Origin of the sequence: Paenibacillus alba (genome assembly GCF_013204855.1) — a bacterium.
Classification (GTDB): Bacteria; Bacillota; Bacilli; order Paenibacillales; family NBRC-103111; genus Paenibacillus_E; species Paenibacillus_E alba.
This window is the reverse complement of sequence record NZ_JABMKZ010000007.1, coordinates 37,870-55,712: the sequence shown is the minus strand read 5'-3', so window position 1 is coordinate 55,712 and position 17,843 is coordinate 37,870. Positions and strand designations below refer to the sequence as shown.

Sequence of the window (17,843 nt, the reverse complement as noted above, 5' to 3'; positions counted from 1 at the left end):
GCGTGAATAAGGTGACGCAAAAGGCAAGTATCAGTAGCAAGCAGTTGAAACGGGCTACGCTGGAAATGAGTCTTAAGCCGTTCAAGAGTCTCGAACAGTCTGCGATTGAGGAAGTCTGCATGGAGGCACTGCGGCAATGGCAGCCGCTCATCGGCATGGCGGAATCGGCTTCGCTTCTGTTGTGGGTTTCGGACGGCAGTGAGATTTTGACCTGGAACGGTCAGCATGAAGACGAATTCGAGTGGGCTCGGTATATCGGTTTTGCAAACGAAGAGATGTTCAGTCATGTTCAGGACAAGAGCGATCCTCATATTGCCCGACTGTATACAGACAATCCAGTTCGATTCACATACGGTGATTTGCGCCGAGTTGTCGATTCCTTCAAACGGATTGTGGCAGACCAGTTCGGCGTTCACCTTGAGGTAGGCATTCCTTTCGATGCGGGCCCGGAGTTTGCTTACTCTGATTTCAAGTATAAGGATCATCCGGAAATCAATCGCGCGGAGCTTGGCGGTACATACGTATCTCTGAAGGCCGATTATACCGTCGTCTGCTCCTGGTCCAAGTTGAATGCGGATAGTTCGGCTTATGCGGCTTATCCCGGCGGTATTCCAGAAGGCACTCCGTTCGGGGAGTTCCTTGGGCGCCAATGCGCAAGTTTTCTTCCCGCGATCGGCTTCGATTATATCTGGTTCTCGAATGGCTTCGCCTTGTCCTATTTCCCATGGACTTACTTAGGTGCTAATTATAATGGGACAGATCTGCCATTAGCCGACTATAGCGAGCTTTCCTCCAAAATGATGTCGTTCTGGGACCTGTTCAAGCGGGAATGTCCGGGTGTAAGGACAGAGGTGCGAGGAACCAATTACGGAACCGGTATGGACCTTGCCAAAGATTACATTCCATTGCTTGAGCTATATGAGAAGAAGTACCTCGACTTCCCGCCGCCGAACTCCCCTTGGGGAGCGCTTAACTACGATTTTGGGCTGGAGCTGACAGGATACATGTCCAGAATTGCCGAGTTGCCAGGGGAAACGTATCCTTATCGTTTTTATGTGAATGATCCCTGGTTTTGGCAAAATCCGTGGTGGGACTACTATGATCGTGAGCCGCACGACATTTACGGTCCGCTGTCGGTGGCGCGCATTAATGTGAGCGGAGCGCCCCAGATGCCTGGTATCGTAGAAATTCTGACGATTGATACGGAGAAGGGTGAGTTGTGGGGAGACGGACCTGCAGAGGTGATTCCCCATATCCAAAAAGCGTTCCGCGAAGCACCCGATGAACCGGGGCTCGTCACTTGGCTGTATCCGTTCCGTGAGCTTCATGAGACGGTGCAAGGAGACAACGAAGCTTCAGGCCGCGTGTTTTTCCATGATTGGTTCGTGCGCTGCGCAATCAATCACGGCTTCCCCGTCAACACGGTAATCGGCACAGACACGTTCCGCGCGATGTCAGCTGATGCTCGGCGTAAGCTCAACGATACGATACTGTTCGTATCGTCAATGTGGCTGGACGACGCACGGATTACCGAGCTGGCAGACATCGTCCAAGGTGGCGGCAAGGTGCTGCTGTACGGCGATGTGCGGCAGCCTGGGTTGCTGGAGCTGTTGAATTTGCAAGCTGCCGAAGGAGGCGGACTAGAGGGGGATTTGGCCCTCGAGCTTTCATTCGAGGAAGATCAGGTTTACGGAGATAGAGGTGAGCGCAAGCTGCGGCATCGCGCCGACATCGGTGACGGCACGCTGGGTGTTACGCTGCGCCATAAAGAAGATGCCGGAACACGGGTCGGTGCAGTTGCTGCACAGGATGGTGAAGAACGGATCTTCGCGCTTTCTCGTTCGCTGCCTGAATGGAAAGGCGGGCGCATTGGCTGGGTACGCGGTTCGCTGCCTTTCATTAAGGCAGGCGTCACCCATCTGCCAGTTCGGGAGGATATTGAATGGATGGATACGTCCATTTTACTGCGGTATATGCTGCAGGACTTCGGCCTTTCGCTGCAGCAAGTGAAGCAAGATCCGGAATCGCAATCTGCCCTTCTATTCGTTTCACGGCATCAGAACGGTTTCATCATGACCGGCTGCAAGCAGGATTCGTCGGTGCAGCTTAAGTTGCGGTTCCCTGATGGCGTACCGCTGTTCCCAGGCCAAACGGTTATTCTTGGCGACGGTGAAGCGGGACTGTATTCGCTAGACCGAACATTTCGAGAGGAGTGCCGCGTTTTCGTGAACCAGCGGGAACGCAGCCGGGTATCGTGCCGGGAGAACCAGCCAACTCCTTCGAAGATGAAGCGAATGGTCCGCACGTTCAGTATCAGTAATTTGCTGGACGCAGAAGTGACCATTTATCCGCCTTTAGAGATGCTAGAATCGGGAGCCGTTGAAATCAAGCGAGGAGATAGTAGCATTTTGAATTGGAGCGGTTTGCAGGAAGACAATCGGCTGCGACTTGTCGGCATCACGGGAACGATTCATGTTTCGTGGTAAGAAAGTTTGGGGATTTGGAGATAAAGAAGAGGGCTTCGTCCAATCAGATAAACCCTTGCATGAATAAGATATTACAGTGACATGACATTTTCGTAATATCTTATTTATGAAAGGGGAATATGTATGATTCGTAAATATACGACGGGACCTCTGAATAACCTAACGGAGAAAGACAAGACTGTATCCAAAGATATTGTTGTGAACTCGCTAAACCAGCATCAACATAAGAATGTCAAAGTAAGAATCAAAGTGTATGCATTAAACGGAAAGAAGAAATTGATTCATCATGTTGCGTTTATAGTGAAACCAAATGCATCCACATACAATAGCTTTTTTGTGGGAAATGCGAAGCAGTATGAAGTCCAATTTATGACCAATCAATTGAAGGTGCAATTTGCATCGTTTGGGATTAGTCCGAAAGATCGTTATGTTGCCGCACATCGGGTAATTAACAGTGAATTAACAAGAATCGTATGAGTATGACTTCTCGTAATTTCTCATTTGGACTCATGCTGCACTGCGTACCAATTCCAAGCTATTTTTGATTTCATACATGCATATCCGCGTCGAGATTTCCATCAAGTTGAGCTCCATTATTTTTTATGTACGGAATATAGAGTCTCAATGACGTATGTCGATCTCGTTTCAGGAGAAGCTGCATGCTCCCCACTCACGACCCATCCATAGGAGAGCACCGCAGTCAGACTGTTATACTCCTCCGCATTTAGATAGGCAATGACTGACTCGTTACCTGGCTCTAGATGCAGCTTGGCTTCCTGTCCGAAGGCGAGAAGAAGCCAACTGGCGATGCCGCGAAGCGTATTGTATTTGATCTGGTAGCCGTGACGTGCCGCATGTTCGAACATCATCGGATCGTTTGCCGAGAGCTCGGTTAAACGAGCATAGTCGAATTGAAACTTGCTGTTATCTACGGGAAGATTGCCAGCTTGAACTCGCTGAAGCAGCTCTTCTGTAGACCAACCTTGGGTTTTTAGAGATTCAAGGATGAGCGCATCCCATTGGGAGAGTTTTACGAAGGTTGATTCGGAAGTAGGCATTGTTCAAGGCTCCTATCTGTGCATATGTAGTTGTATGAAAGAAACTGCCCAATCATCTACTCGATGATAAGGCAGTCTTTAGCATGTTCAGTAAATTACTTAGTGGCTTTATATTTGTTCAAGAAATCTTTCGCTTTTGCAGGATCTGCTTTGACTTCCAATCCCGTTTTGACAAGCGGGCTTAGCGTCGATACGGCCTTAAACTTATTGTTTTTGTAATAAGCGAGGAACTCGTCTTGATTGATGGAGTACAGAACGGCTCTTCTCAAATCAGCACTCTTGGCAACTTCGCGGTTTTTGGTGTTAAAGAGCAGGTAGGACACAGCATTGCTAGGGATCGTTTGCAGCGAAAGCTTGTTATCGGCCTTGATAACATCGAATTTAATTTCAGACACGCCGTAGAGCAGGTGTATCTCACCACTTCTGAGCGCGGATAGGGAACTTTCTGCGTCTTTGATGAAACGGACTTTGATCGTGTCCACTTTCGGCTCGTATTTGGTACCCTTCATATACCCTGGGTTTTTGTTGAAGACGGCCTCGTAATCATTCTTGTAAGACAGGATATAAGGACCACTTGTATACAGGGAGTTATTGTATTTGGCACCTTCGGTAACCGTTGATTGGTCTCCGTAAGCGATGTCTTTATTAACGTCGTATTTGGCAACATCGTACGTATTGATCGTCTCGACTTGTTTCTTGGAGACGATGCCTGCCGATTGATGAGCAAGATAGTTCAATACTTGCGGGAACGGCTGCGTGGTCGTCAGCTTGACTACCTGATACTTGCCTTCCTTATTACTTGCTTTGTTCTTGTCGGATACTAAAGACGAGATTTTGGAGTCGAGCCCCTTTTCCAAAGCCGCTTTGATCGTTTCGGAGCTGCCTGATAGCTTAGCGGATTCGAGTACTGCCGGGTCCGTCACGAGCTCAAGCTTCTGAATATGCTCATGCAGCGTGAACGTGCGATGATTCGGAACCGAATTTTTGTCCTTGGCACGATTCAGTGAGAAAATGACATCTTCTGCGCCTACGCGTTCGCCAGAATCGACCGCGAGCTTATCTTTGATCTGCGCGAATCGGATGTCGTCACGCAAGATAAAGTAGTAGTCTGAATTTCCTTCGGCAATCGCGAAGTTATGCGAAAGGGAGCCGTCAGGAGTCAGCTTATCGTCGTCCGTGAGATTGAGCAGACGAACGTACATGTTCGTGTTAATAATATTGATGGAGCCGTCATTGCCCTTAATCGGGTCGAGTGACGTCAGAGAAGGAAGCGATGATTGCAGAATGATCGGGTCCTTGGCACGTTTAGAGGCATCCTTAAAGTCGAGTTCTTCCCAAGGAAGGGAGCGTGACTTCGAGAGACGTACAGACTCTTTCTTCAGAATGTCTTGATTAAACGCTTGTGCTTTGAGCGAGTTGTAGAGCGGTGCGATATAGGCCTTGTCTAGAACAAGCTGCTGCTCGAATTTTTTGTACGTCTCTGTGTATTGCTCTGGTGTCTGGGCCGAGGCTTGTTCGATCAGTTTGTCGATATCAGGATCTGTCATAATGCTGTAGTCGCCGCCTGTCTTAAAGAGGGAACGTACAGCATAGTCCGGGTTGCCGGTAACAGTGGTCCAACTGGACAAAGCAACGTCGAAGTTGCCTGCGTCCTGCTGGGATTTGAACGTGCCGTAATCCGGCTGGATATTCAGCTTAACGTTGAAGCCGTTTTTAGACAACTGGTCTCGAACGATGTTGAGGTCTGTCTCATTGGCGCTCGTGCCCAGCAGTTCGATATCGACGGGGGTATTGTTGACGGCCGCTGTCCCAGGTGTTGCTGCTCCAGGTGTCGGCGAAGCTGCAGCCTGATCCTTGGTAGTGAAATTGCATCCGCTCAGCATCAGAGAGATGCCGAGGACGACGGGAATGACGATCTTGCTTTTAGTATTCAAAATATTTGACCTCCTATAATGCTAAATATATGAACGCACATTCATCCCAGATCCTGCATGTTTCGTAACGAAGAGGTTATGGAGGAAGAATGAAAATTCCAAAATGATTGAAGAATGGTTAGTCAAGCTTGGGATCAAGCGCGTCGCGCAATCCGTCGCCAAGGAAATTGAAGGATAGCACCAGCGCGATGATGGCCAAGCCCGGATAGATTGCTGTATAAGCATTTGTTTCGAGGTAGGTGCTCCCTACCTTCAGAATATTGCCCCACTCAGGGATATGCGGTTCAACGCCGAGTCCCAGAAAGCTCAAACTACTCGTCGAGATGATGGCTCCACCGACAGTTAGCGTGGATTTGACAATCATCGGAGCTAAGGAGTTCGGAACAATATGCCTGAGCAGTATTTTTAGATCTCCTGCCCCGAATGCGCGCGCTGCCTGCACGTATTCAAGCGACGAGACGAGTAGTACGTTAGCTCGCATTGTTCGAGCGTACGTAGGGATGGCCCCAATGCTCAGCGCTAAAATAAGATTAACTGTATTGGCACCGAATGCAGCAATGATGGCAATGGCCAGCAGGATGCCCGGAATCGCGTACAGAATATCGAGAGCTCGCATAATTAGATTATCTGTATGGCGTCCGTAGTAGCCAGATATTGCTCCCAGTGAGCCCCCGATGATTACAGGGATTAACGTTGACAGGATGCCGACGAACAACGAAATGCGAGCCCCGAATACGATCCGAGAGAATAGGCAGCGCCCGAAGTTGTCTGTGCCAAGTGGATAAGTCAGGCTGGGTGGTTGCAGAATGGTCCCGTAATTATTGTCGATCGCCATTCCATAGTCGAACGTCAAGTAGCTGCACAAGGAGATCGTTACTAAAAAGCCAATGAACCACAAGCCCAGCATCGAGGTGGAGCTGCGGGACAGCCGGTCGATGACCTGATTCAGTTTTGCCCCAGAGGAATCGTTTCTATTCCGGAGTCTCGCTATCAACAGGATGCCGAGTGCTAGCGCAAAAAGATTGCCCGTTACCGTTGTCGCAATCAGCAGGATTGCGGCTATCCACATCCATTTGGGCAGAAGTGTGTCATCTGAATACCTAGCGATGAGAAGCAAAGCAAGTAATTGAACGGCACCTCCAACTAACAGGAGTAACATGCCAGGCACGAATAAGTTGGATACATAAGGCTTAAAGACATTCAATGCCGAAATGGCGAATACGAATACGGTCGTCAAAAGGGTGTAGACCGAGAGTGTGTAAGCTGCACTCTTCTTGCGTTTGATAAGTTGAAAAGCAGCCGTTACGACAAAGATATTAGCGGTCAGCAAGCTGATCAATAGCACATAGCCCAGTCGGCGAGTGGTGCGGCGCAGCTCGCCATGAAGCAGTAGGTCTCGGCGAATTAATGCCATTGTTCCCAGTTGAAGTAGGGCGAAGGCCAAATAGGAAGCAAAGGCAGTGAAGATATACGGCTTCACTCCGGATGATCCGGCTCCCTGAAAGCTGTTAATGAGCAGCACGAAAGCTAAGACCAGCGAGGCGATTCCGGCAAAGCTGGCCTGCCCGTATTCGGTACAGGTGCGTAGTCTGAAATTGATTTCTTGTTTTGTTAAAATTGGTTTAGTCACGTTGGCCACCTGCTAGTATTGTTTCATTCTGGAACGGATTCTTGGATCGAAAAAAGCGTACAAAATGTCGATGATGACATTCACGATAGAGATCGTAATGGCCGTATAGATGACACCCCCCATAATGCTAGGAATATCAGGGATGAACTGCTTATCCACGATATAGTTTCCAATCCCGCTAATATTAAAAACTTTCTCTGTTACAGCCGCTCCTCCGAGCATGGCTCCGAATTGAAGTCCAATGATGGTGATAATTGGGATCAGGGCGTTGCCTACGGCATGCTTCCACAGCACTTGCCCTCGGGACAGTCCTTTTGCCCGGGCTGTCGTAATATAATCCTCATGAATGACCTCCAGTGTAGAAGAACGCGTCATCCGAGCGACAGCTGCCGTAAGACCTGTCCCTAATACGACAATAGGCATGATCATCGTCAACGCGTTATGCGGATTATACGTAGCAGGCAGCCACTGCAGCTTGATTGAGAAATTCAAGATGAGGATCAGTCCTTGCCAGAAATTCGGGATCGACAATCCGATCAGAGCGAGCAGCATAAAGGTATAGTCAAAGAAAGAATTAGGCCGAGTGGCAGACACCAGCCCAATTGGCAGGGCGATCAATACGGCTATGACCGTGGAGACAGCGGTAAGTGTCAACGTCACGGGGAACTTCGAAGCAATGGATGTGGCTACGTCTTCGCTGCCAGCGAAGGATTTGCCCAGATCAAATGTCAGAATACCTTGGAACGTATGCCAGAGCTGAGCCAAGTAAGGCTGATCCAAACCGTAAAGTTTGTTAAACGCAGCAATCTGCTCAGCGGTAGCCGTTTCCCCGATGATGTTGGCCGCAGGATTCATGGGCGACAAATATAAAATGGTGAAGACGAGAAAGGCAACTCCAAAGATAACAAAGACGGTCATCACGAGCCGTTCAATTATATATTTTAGATAGGCGTTGCCATAAATGAGCATCAGCGCGTACATAAGAAAACCGGGGACAAAAGATGCAGCCAGAAACGCTGGGTGTCGGATTAACCCGGTGAACGTATCCGCATAGGTGACCTGGGACTGTCCGATTCCACTCTGTTGAGCCTTAAGTTGACTCAGCAACGCCTCCTTGAATTTAGCCCCTGCAATCCGATTAGCTTCACGATTCAGCTTCTCCGAAATGAGGGGTTGACCAAAAAATCGGTGCTTCCGTTCCAGTTGTTCCTTCGTCTCTGCCAGCAAATTGTTTCTGTAGCCAGAGGACGTCCATTCCGCTTCTAACTCATCTAACCTAGTTGTATGCAAACTCTGATTCTTCCGACGCAGAAAGACGAAATAAACGACTAGATGTATGGGCGCTCCGGCCAACAGTAACAAAAAGCGGTAAGTAGGATGCAATAGCATTTTGGAAAAGATGTTCCCGAGTCGGTCGACTAGAGGATAATCCATTTTGAGAGTGTGCCCGGTCAAGTTTGTGTGCTCCTTTTGTCGGTCAGTTTTAACTTGCATTATTCCGATCGATATAGTAGATTTTAAAAGGAGCAGCGAAAAATGTCAATAATAATCGAAATAATATTTCTTAATGTCGGGTTTTTATGAATTTTTATTTTATGTGTAATACAAATGATAGAGGTCTTTTTTTCATTCATCCAAACATAAAGGTGATTATATGAAGTCAATCTTAGAAGTAAATCAGTTGTCTGTTTCGTTCTACGCTAGAGAGAAGGAAGTTGAGGCGGTTCGCAATGTAAGCTTTTCCGTTCGCGAAGGCGAGACGCTGGGAATCGTAGGGGAATCCGGCAGTGGAAAAAGCGTGACGGCTCGTACGATCATGCGGTTATTGCCATCTCCGCCTTCGATGGTAAAAGGCGGGCAGGTGCTCTTCAACGGACAAAATCTAGCCGATAAGTCGGACATGGAGATGGAGGAGATTCGCGGACGCGATATCGGCATGATCTTCCAAGATCCGATGTCTTCCTTAAACCCGACGATGCGCATAGGACGGCAGATTGAGGAAAGTCTGATCAAGCATAGGGGGCTTAATAAGGAGCAAGCTCGACTTGAAGCAGTAGAGATGTTGAAATTGGTGGGAATCACAAACCCCGAAGACCGTTATTACCAGTATCCCCATGAATTTTCCGGCGGCATGCGCCAACGGGTAATGATAGCGATCGCGCTTGCGTGTCGGCCGGCGCTGCTTATCGCCGATGAGCCAACCACTTCGCTCGACGTAACGATTCAGTCACAAATCTTGCACCAAATGAAGGATATTCAGCAAAAGCTGGGGACGTCTATCATCCTGATTACCCATGATCTGGGTGTCGTAGCAGGGATGTGCGACCGTGTTGTCGTCATGAAGGATGGCGAGGTGGTCGAAACGGGTACAACGGAGGAGATTTTCACTGCACCGAAGCATCCCTATACGGTACGTTTGTTGAATGCACTGCCTCGACTTGATGAGAAGAAGAAGCCCAAGCTTGTCTCTGCTGTCAGCCATTCAGCCGACGATCGCCCCTTGCTGGAAGTTAGGTCGCTAAGACAGCATTTCAATCTGGGAAAAGGCCAAATTATCAAGGCGGTTAACGATATCAGCTTCGATATCTATGCGGGTGAAACACTTGGTGTTGTCGGTGAATCAGGCTGCGGCAAATCCACCACAGGTCGGACTATATTGCGTTTGCATGAGGCGACGGGGGGAGAGGTGCTGTACAAGGGCATTCCGCTTAATCGTTTATCGCGCAGTGAGATGAAGACGATGCGCCGTTACATGCAGATGATTTTCCAGGACCCTTACGCTTCTCTGAATCCACGTATGCGTATTGCCGACATCATTGGAGAGGCTCTGGACCTCCATCGAATGACGAGAGGCAAGCTGGATCGGCAGAAAAGGATTGAGGAGCTGCTTGAGATGGTCGGTCTCAGCGCATCGCACGCTATGCGTTACCCGCATGAGTTCTCAGGCGGGCAGCGGCAGAGGATCGGAATCGCCCGGACATTGGCAGTCGAGCCGGAGTTTATCGTCTGCGATGAGCCGCTTTCGGCCCTGGATGTCTCCATCCAAGCACAGATCGTCAAGTTGCTTGAGGAGCTTCAGCAAAGGCTGGGGCTTACGTATTTATTTATCGCTCACGACCTATCGATGGTTAAGCATATTAGTGATCGTGTGGCGGTTATGTACAAGGGCAGGATCGTGGAGCTGGCAGAGAGCGAGGAACTGTACGCGAATCCCCTGCATGCATATACCAAATCACTACTTGCAGCGATTCCTGTACCCGATCCGGCTGTGCAGTCTCGCAAGACGTTCGTGCCGCTCATCGACCCGACCCTACAAGATCCCTACGGGTTGGAACAGTCACGGTTCGTTGAAGTGCAGCCTGGACATTGGCTGGCGATAGCTGAATCATAAATGCATGAAGAGAAAGCGCGCAATTATATGACTTCGTACGTTCTGTTCATACTCGGCGTAATCATTATGCTGCCTGTCAAGCCTTCCGAATATTCGGGAGGCTTTATTTCTGGTTGCTATCATATGCTTCATGACAGTATTCGTCTTTTACAAAGTATGTGGTAACGCGTTATATTGGTAGTAATAACCATATGGATGGGAGTCATCTTCATGAATCAAAATAACGAGTATGGCAGCTATTTAGAGCTTGATAGTATGCTAAACGATACATATAAATTAACCGGCTACTTAGCGTCAAGCGAGCTGTCCATCGTTTATCTCGGTTATAGCGTTGAAAGCGGAGAGAGCGTTGTCATCAAGGAGTATTACCCCAAAGCCCTTGTTATGAGGGATATGGACAACAAAACCGTTATTTCGCGCAAGCCATCGGCGCAAGCTCATATTGATAGGCTGCGAGAAGCTTTCCTCCGGGAGGCTGCGATTCTGAAAGGGCTTCAGCATAAGAATATCGTAGGATTTATGAACGATTTTGAGCAAAATGAAACCAGCTACCTGGTCACGGCATATTGCAGGGGGCAAACGTTAGAGAGCTATATCCACAAAAATCATCCGATGGCAAGGGCTGACTGGGTAAGAAAGACGCTAATCCCTTTACTCGAAGGGATTCAATACATGCATGACCAGGGAATTATCCATCGTGATCTCAAACCGGGGAATGTGATGGTAGGTGAGGACGGCAGTCCGCAAGTCATTGATTTCGGTTCCGCGATTCACCTGAATACGGCTTCCAGCTATCCGATTATGACATCAGCGGGGTTTTCACCGCTGGAATTGTATTCAGATAAATCGAAGCAAGGAACATACTCGGACATGTTTAGCTTGGCGGCAATCATTTATTATGTTCTGACAGGTCAAGTGCCTATGGATATTTCTCAAAGGTTGATTCAAGATAACCTCCCATCGGTTAGGAAACTTAATAACAAAGTAGGTGTCGTATTGTCGTGCATCATCATGTGGGGAATGGCTGTGAAATTCGCCAAAAGATGCCCTTCCCTTCGGGTTATGAAGGCTACGCTGCATATGGAGTACTACCGTTTGAAAGGCCTGGACTTATCGATTGGCAAGCTCAAAAAAACAGAAAAACCCACACCCCGTCTATGATGACAGGGTGCTGGGTTTTATTTCTTTATAGCGCAGTTCAATTTCTGTGATGTGGTCCTCAAAGGTAATGTAGATTTTATCGTTGTAATGAATCATTTCTTTTTTGTTCTTTGGAATGGGGGTTTTTCCTTTTTCAATGGAGCATCTGGTATTGTGTTTGATCACCAGAGTTCCCTGTTTTCCTGCTTGGAACGTTATACGTTCTGTTTCCGGCAGCGGTTCATTAATGGCTAGACTGGCAAATAAATCGCTTAGCCGGATTGTCTGTTGCTTGCCAAAGGAAGGGAGCGGCCAATATTTAACGGGGATATCGTTCCCGCTAGCTGTATTCAAGAAGTAGCCTTCAAGCCGTCCGACAAATTTGGGCTTAGGGCGAAGCACGAGCCAGATAACCAGCGCCACAAGGAATAGGCCTAGCACAAAGCTTCCGATCATGATGTACCGAGTCCAAATGGAGCGAACGGTAAGGTTGAGGTTTGAAGTTATGGAGCCTCCCTCAGAATCCTTCACGGTGAATTTGATTACGGACTCTCCGGTGCGATGCGGAGAGATGAGCATAACCCCGTTGTTCTCGAGGGAATAGTCCGCCAATTTGTCATTGCTGATAGTATCCATTGTATAGCTAAGCTTGTCATGGTTCACATCGCGAAAATGCGTCGAAAGATCGATGGAAGCTGTCCCATCCTCCTTGCTTAACAAGATGTTCCCATCGCTGATGGCCTCCGGCGAGGCATTGGTTATCTCTAGCTCCTGACCGGTTGCTTCCCGATAGAAGTCGGGGCCTTGGAGCAAGAGGCTGGTCTGATATTTGCCGGAATGCGCAAAGGTTGTTTCGACCGACAAGCGATTGCCGGCAAGGGTCATCGGCAGCTTCTGCTCTTGCTTCGTGCTTACATCTGTGATGGTCAGCTCAGCTTTTAAGGTTTGGTAAATATCAGGATTCGTCAGCTTTTTTCCGTCGGTTTCGTTAAGGAGAAAGGCAGATATGGTGGCCGGAACGCCTTTAACGACCTGAGGCAGTTCAAAACCCGCGCGTATATTATAGTTGTGCAAGGCATTAATTTTCACGAGATCGCCGGGACTTCCCTTGAACTTCAGGAGATAGCTTCCTTTTTGCGGTTGCGGCATCTTCATCAATGAGTACTTTTGGGATTTATAAAATTGCACATGATTGGCGTTGCTGTACAGATGTGTCTCTGTGATTGGATGAGGAGACAATAAAATAATGTTGGCTTCATCGATGTTCTCATTAGGTATCGTAACAGTTACTTCTTGCAAGTCTCCAGTTGCCGTAATCGTGGCTACAGGCACGAGGACGGAACGGATTTGTTTAGCAAATATGCGATTGAAAATGTCGGGTAAATCCGCAGCACTTTCCGTGATGAATGAAACGCCTCCGGTTTGAGCGGCAATTTTTTCGAGCTGGGCGGCGTTGACGGAGCCATCATGATTCAATCCGACCGTAAAGATCGGGTAACCCTCTTTTTGGGCCTCGCTAATCATACGTTCGACATCCTTGTTAGAATCCTCGACTTCTCTGCCTGTAGAAATAGGTCCAAAATCGGTTCCTCCATCAGACAAAAGAATCATCATCGGGCGGGAGGTGCTATTTTTCCCGCTATGAAGGAGATCAGCTCCCTTACTTAACCCCAAACCAAGATCCGTATACCCGGAAAATTTCAAATTCTCAATTTTTGCCTTCAGCTTGTTCTTTTGTTCTTCTGTAGCTAGCGAAGTTAATTCTTGGGATTCAACAATTTTATGGTTATAGGCAACAAAGCCAATTCGGGTATGAGCCGCTTGGCTCATATCCATAAACATTTTAATGACCTCTGCAGCTACTCGATTCGGGTCGGTAGCGTTCATTGAAAAGCTGTTATCTATTACAAAAACGGCATCGATGCCTGACTCTGCTTGCTCTTTGGCGGGAGTGATCTCTGCCAGTAAGTAAAAGAAGATGCCGAAGAAGACAGCAAAAGATGCGAAAATAGGTGCTATCTGTATAAAATGGTTTTTGTTGCGTTTCAAAGTAAATAATCTCCTTTTATTCTCAAATTTTGTTAAAGTGTGTGAAAACACACAGAAATAATTATAGAAATAATTTATTATGATCAAACATACAAAATAATACAATTTAATACAAATGTTTCTTTTTTTGAGGAAAGGAAGGGAGGATTGGCCTCGTATTCAGGTTGCTTCATACCATGTTTTTACAAAATATAACATAAAAATGCAAAGTAAAAATAGGTATAAAGTACCTTTTTAGTTATAATATTTTATATTTGCCAAAACAGACCAATATAAACTATGATTTATCAATCGTTTACTTTACATCTACACACATTTTGGAAGGGAGTAGGCTGTAGGACTCATAAGATAATCTAGTCTAGTCTTACTAGCTGATAGGTGAAACTATGGACATTATAAATCAGACTAATCGAACGATTCTCTTTGAGGAAATGAATCCAGAAAAGCTGGATATTATGACAATCGTAGGGGATGTCAGAGGCATTGACAGCCTAAGCGATGACAAGATCAAGGAAATCAATCAGCATTTGCTTGTAAAAAGTTTTGATGAGTTTTTAGATAAATTTTCCCCAAGCGTATACTCGTTTTTTAATGCGGCCAATCAAAAGGTCATGTATACACTTAAAAAGCCAGAGGGAATATCTGATGATAGCGTATCGGAAATTAAGATTGACCAGAGTAACGACTTTTTGAAGATGCTGTTTACACTGATTGACACGAAGCGCAGCCAGGGCATTACGAATGTGGATTTTAAATTTGAAAATTTGCTTGATATGATCTCACCGAAGAAAGTCATGGATGATATTCGTCAAGTGCGTAAAGAGATACATTATCTGTATGCTCAACACGACAAATTGGATGATGGCGACCCGAAGAAGCTGGATCTCGGCGATAAGCTGAACTTCATGTTCGAGGACGCTAGTAAAAACTACAACAATGTGATGGCGATGCTTCCGTTGGCCATTGAGGATATCAAAACTAGACTTCTCCTGGGGAGTTCGCAAGAAGAAAGTCACTCCGAGGCCATTCAAATCGGTCAACTGACCATTGGTGAGACAGGTGAGTTGAAAATTATCGAAGCTCCCAAAAGCGACAGCACACAGCTTTTAGTCATGGATGATAGTATCGGAAACGGGTTGATCAGTGTATTTGAGGACGATTATGATTCTGTATCCGATACGCCTTCATCCTACGTAAAAGATCTAGTCGTTCGGACGTTCTGCCCACTGCCTGCGCTGCAAAGCAACATTAATACTGAAGTAGAGGTTCAAAACTATAACACTTATCTTGAATTTTACAAAAACGCCAAGGATGAATTTGTTAAAACAGTTAAGCCCTTGGTGGAAAAAATATTAGGCGTGAAGATGTATTTTGACCAATATGCCACGAAAAACAAAGGTATGCAGCCGTCGCTTATCGTTACGAATGCCAAGCTGGATATGATGGTAAAAAGCAGCAATATTCCAAGATTGGAAACATTCTTGAATACGGTTAATGCCAAAAATGATTTCTCGGATACGATTTGGTTCGGGATCGTGCCTTCCGTACAGCTGGAATCTTCCGGTTCGTCTACGGTTAGCCGTGAACGCTTCAGAGGAAATGAGAAGGTAGCCAAGCAGGACGGCAACACGATGGAATCGCTTTCCATGCTGCTGCAAGTCGTTAAGGATTATAAACTGCAAATTTTCTTTAGTTTTGAAACCGGAGAGGAAACTACTTTTAACAGCATGGCGACCTCAGGTATCGATAAATATATGGACAAATGCGGTGTATTGGTTAGAAAAGAGTACAGCGAATATGCAGTGCCTTGCATTCCTAATTTTACGGTCATTCCGAAGGATAAATCCGGTGTGGTTATTGATACCAAAATGCTTCAAACCGAAGACGGAGTTACGCTTTCCAAAGAGAAGGAAGATATTCTCAAGCTGTGGATTGAGGGTGTTTACATTGGCGCTGCTTATGTGGCTGCCGGCATCGTTGCTGCCTACCAATGCGGCGAATATTTAAAGGAATCGTTCAAGAGTGTAAGTAGAGAGTTTCCGGGCGTTCGCTTCGATATCGAAGCCGGCGATAACGGGCTTCGCGCGGTTACAACGATGGCGAAGGAAATCTCCGGATTCACGAACAATATTAAAGATGCGATTAATCGTAAAAACTTCGGTTTTGTGTTCTCTTCGGAGAATGCACAACTGCAGGGTAAAGATATTAAGCGAATTACGGTGTACAAAGCAAGAAGCTTGGCTTCGGCAGACGAAGGTTTTGATCCCTTGTATAAAACACTGGTCAGCACCTACATCGAACGTATTTTGCGCTTCCAAACGGGAGATTTCAAGCATGATAACATTGTGAAGTTTTTCAGTAACAATCCGAATAGCCAGAAGAGCAAGTGGCTAAGCACACGTGGATTTACGAACTCCATCATTCAAGATGGGGATGATATGAGCTTCATGATTGATGATAAGAGCAATTTGTGTCAAATCGACTTGGTGTTCAATGGCAACGTGAAAAATCTAGAAGTCATGATCACCAAAGGAACAACGCCTGTCAAAGCATAATATTCCATAGTTACACCCATTCAGGTGTCAATGGTGGGCTTCTTAGCCTCATCCTTTCACATAAAATTTATTTAATTTACTTAGGAGGATTTAACAATGGGATTCAGACTTAAAGTAGAAGGCGCAGAAACAATTGAACTGGGCATGGACAACATTCAAACCGTGGTTTATGAAACAGATACGCCCGACGATTCCAACGCAAGATCGACTGACGTAGGAGCTTTTATGAAACTTACTGGGAAGATCATCACAGCTACAGATGGCGAGAGTGCCGACGATACGATGAAGCTGGCTTTATGGTCCTTGGTACCGGCTGAAAAAGCGGATTGCTACAGAAAAGTAACATTGGAAGTTATCGCTGCTGATCAAGTGATTAGAAAAATCCATTTCCCTAACGCATTTGTTGTTGATTATGGCGAGCGTTTCGGAGATACAGAAGGTGTTGGTTCTTTCACGCTTTTCATTAAGCAAAAGAAAGACAAAACCGAATTCACAACAATCGAAGGCGGTTACGCCGTTTAGGATGTGCCTTGCAGCCTAGAATGAAAAAGGGAAAAGTAGGTTAAGGGGCATTAGCCCCTTACCTATTTTTTGTAATTATGCTTAGTAAGGGAGGTTGGCATGAAAACGTATTATGAATTGTTGGAGATTGAGCCTCAGGCGACTGTGGATGAAATTAAAATGGCCTACAAACGATTGGCTAAGCGGCATCACCCCGATGCGAATGCAGGCAGCAAGCAATCAGAGATGATGTTCAAGCTGGTGAATGAAGCTTACCAGACGCTCTCCAATGCTGCGGCGAGAGCTTCTTATGATACGGGGATGAAGGCTAAACGGGAAGAGCAAGTTCGATCCCAACCAGCTTCTGTTTCTCCGATGGGCGGCGTAATGTCGAGGCAGCCACAAACGAACAGGGATGCGGCGAAGGTTTTTGAAGCTTATTTTGGCATAAAGAGAAAGTGAGGGGACGTAATTTGAGGAAATGGGGGAATTGGATATGCAGGACGCAGCCGAATCCTTGATTGCGAAAGACAAGAAGAATGCTTGGATAAGAGGCATTGACGTTGCGATTGTTATTCTGACAGTTTCAGTCCTGATGTACACGTTTATATGGAATCCCTTTTACCTGTTGAAATGTATTGTAGGGATAACGGCATTGTTCTGCTTCTATATGTACGCCTTGAAAAAGAGCGAGACGCCTCCGAATGGTCCGCAAGCGCAGGTTCTGAGTGTGCAAGCAGCGTCTTCCAGCATTTCAAAGCTGGCTATGCTCAGTGAGGATGGGGAGAAAATGAAGGAATGGTACATTCAGGGGGAAACCGCCTTGTTAATTGGGAAAAGCTCGACGGACAACGAGGTGGAAGTGGATTTGGCAGATGCGGAGTATGCGTCATTGATCAGTAAGCAGCATGCGGTGCTGAATTATGCCTCGGGTATTTGGTACTTGGAGGATCTCGATTCCCGCAACGGCGTTGGGATTAAGAGGAAAGGTGCAAGCACTAAGCAGGTGTTGGAGAACGAAGCACCCTACAAGATTGATAGCGGAGACATGATTTATATAGCGAATACGAGATTACTCGTACAGTAATCAAGTGAATTG

Annotated in this window: 13 protein-coding genes; 8 read left to right on the top strand and 5 right to left on the bottom strand. The window is 46.7% G+C overall.

Features of this window, described 5'->3' with window-relative positions:
* Positions 1 to 2: 2 nt before the first annotated feature.
* On the top strand, positions 3 to 2,486 hold the full coding sequence (locus HQN90_RS12100) for a hypothetical protein (RefSeq protein WP_173218540.1): 2,484 nt from the start codon (positions 3 to 5) through the stop codon (positions 2,484 to 2,486).
* Between the two features lie 123 nt (positions 2,487 to 2,609).
* Positions 2,610 to 2,963, top strand: a complete 354-nt coding sequence (locus HQN90_RS12095) for a hypothetical protein (RefSeq protein ID WP_173218538.1) — start codon at positions 2,610 to 2,612, stop codon at positions 2,961 to 2,963.
* A 116-nt stretch (positions 2,964 to 3,079) separates the two neighbouring features.
* Here HQN90_RS12095 and HQN90_RS12090 read toward each other — a convergent pair whose 3' ends face one another.
* From HQN90_RS12090 to HQN90_RS12075, 4 genes are all read right to left on the bottom strand, one after another.
* Positions 3,080 to 3,544, bottom strand: coding sequence for a hypothetical protein (locus tag HQN90_RS12090; protein WP_173218536.1), 465 nt, complete (start codon positions 3,542 to 3,544; stop codon positions 3,080 to 3,082).
* Positions 3,545 to 3,639: 95 nt separating this feature from the next.
* Positions 3,640 to 5,427, bottom strand: a complete 1,788-nt coding sequence (locus HQN90_RS12085) for an ABC transporter substrate-binding protein (protein WP_173218856.1) — start codon at positions 5,425 to 5,427, stop codon at positions 3,640 to 3,642.
* Between the two features lie 169 nt (positions 5,428 to 5,596).
* On the bottom strand, positions 5,597 to 7,108 hold the full coding sequence (locus tag HQN90_RS12080) for an ABC transporter permease subunit (RefSeq protein WP_173218534.1): 1,512 nt from the start codon (positions 7,106 to 7,108) through the stop codon (positions 5,597 to 5,599).
* A gap of 12 nt (positions 7,109 to 7,120) precedes the next feature.
* Positions 7,121 to 8,542 (bottom strand): ABC transporter permease, encoded by a 1,422-nt coding sequence (locus HQN90_RS12075; protein ID WP_173218854.1) that lies wholly within the window; start codon positions 8,540 to 8,542, stop codon positions 7,121 to 7,123.
* A gap of 220 nt (positions 8,543 to 8,762) precedes the next feature.
* Here HQN90_RS12075 and HQN90_RS12070 point away from each other — a divergent pair, with 220 nt between their 5' ends.
* Positions 8,763 to 10,499, top strand: a complete 1,737-nt coding sequence (locus tag HQN90_RS12070; protein ID WP_173218533.1) for a dipeptide ABC transporter ATP-binding protein — start codon at positions 8,763 to 8,765, stop codon at positions 10,497 to 10,499.
* 210 nt (positions 10,500 to 10,709) lie between these two features.
* The gene (locus HQN90_RS12065) at positions 10,710 to 11,660 is read left to right on the top strand and encodes a serine/threonine protein kinase (RefSeq protein ID WP_173218532.1); all 951 of its coding nucleotides are present in this window, start codon (positions 10,710 to 10,712) and stop codon (positions 11,658 to 11,660) included.
* Here the strand turns inward: HQN90_RS12065 and HQN90_RS12060 are convergent.
* Positions 11,655 to 13,688, bottom strand: a complete 2,034-nt coding sequence (locus HQN90_RS12060) for a VWA domain-containing protein (protein WP_246362240.1) — start codon at positions 13,686 to 13,688, stop codon at positions 11,655 to 11,657. The genes HQN90_RS12065 and HQN90_RS12060 overlap by 6 nt on opposite strands.
* A 386-nt stretch (positions 13,689 to 14,074) precedes the next feature.
* On the opposite strand from HQN90_RS12060, the gene HQN90_RS12055 reads away from it, so the two are divergent.
* The 4 genes from HQN90_RS12055 to HQN90_RS12040 all read left to right on the top strand — a co-directional run bounded on the left by HQN90_RS12055 (position 14,075) and on the right by HQN90_RS12040 (position 17,831).
* The gene (locus tag HQN90_RS12055; protein ID WP_173218531.1) at positions 14,075 to 16,243 is read left to right on the top strand and encodes a transcriptional regulator; all 2,169 of its coding nucleotides are present in this window, start codon (positions 14,075 to 14,077) and stop codon (positions 16,241 to 16,243) included.
* Between the two features lie 96 nt (positions 16,244 to 16,339).
* Positions 16,340 to 16,765 carry a membrane-associated protease 1 gene (locus HQN90_RS12050; protein WP_173218530.1) on the top strand — a complete coding sequence of 142 codons (426 nt, stop codon included), beginning with the start codon at positions 16,340 to 16,342 and terminating at the stop codon, positions 16,763 to 16,765.
* 99 nt (positions 16,766 to 16,864) lie between these two features.
* Positions 16,865 to 17,206 (top strand): J domain-containing protein, encoded by a 342-nt coding sequence (locus tag HQN90_RS12045; RefSeq protein WP_173218529.1) that lies wholly within the window; start codon positions 16,865 to 16,867, stop codon positions 17,204 to 17,206.
* A 34-nt stretch (positions 17,207 to 17,240) separates the two neighbouring features.
* On the top strand, positions 17,241 to 17,831 hold the full coding sequence (locus HQN90_RS12040) for an FHA domain-containing protein (protein ID WP_216855296.1): 591 nt from the start codon (positions 17,241 to 17,243) through the stop codon (positions 17,829 to 17,831).
* The last annotated feature ends 12 nt before the right edge of the window (positions 17,832 to 17,843 follow it).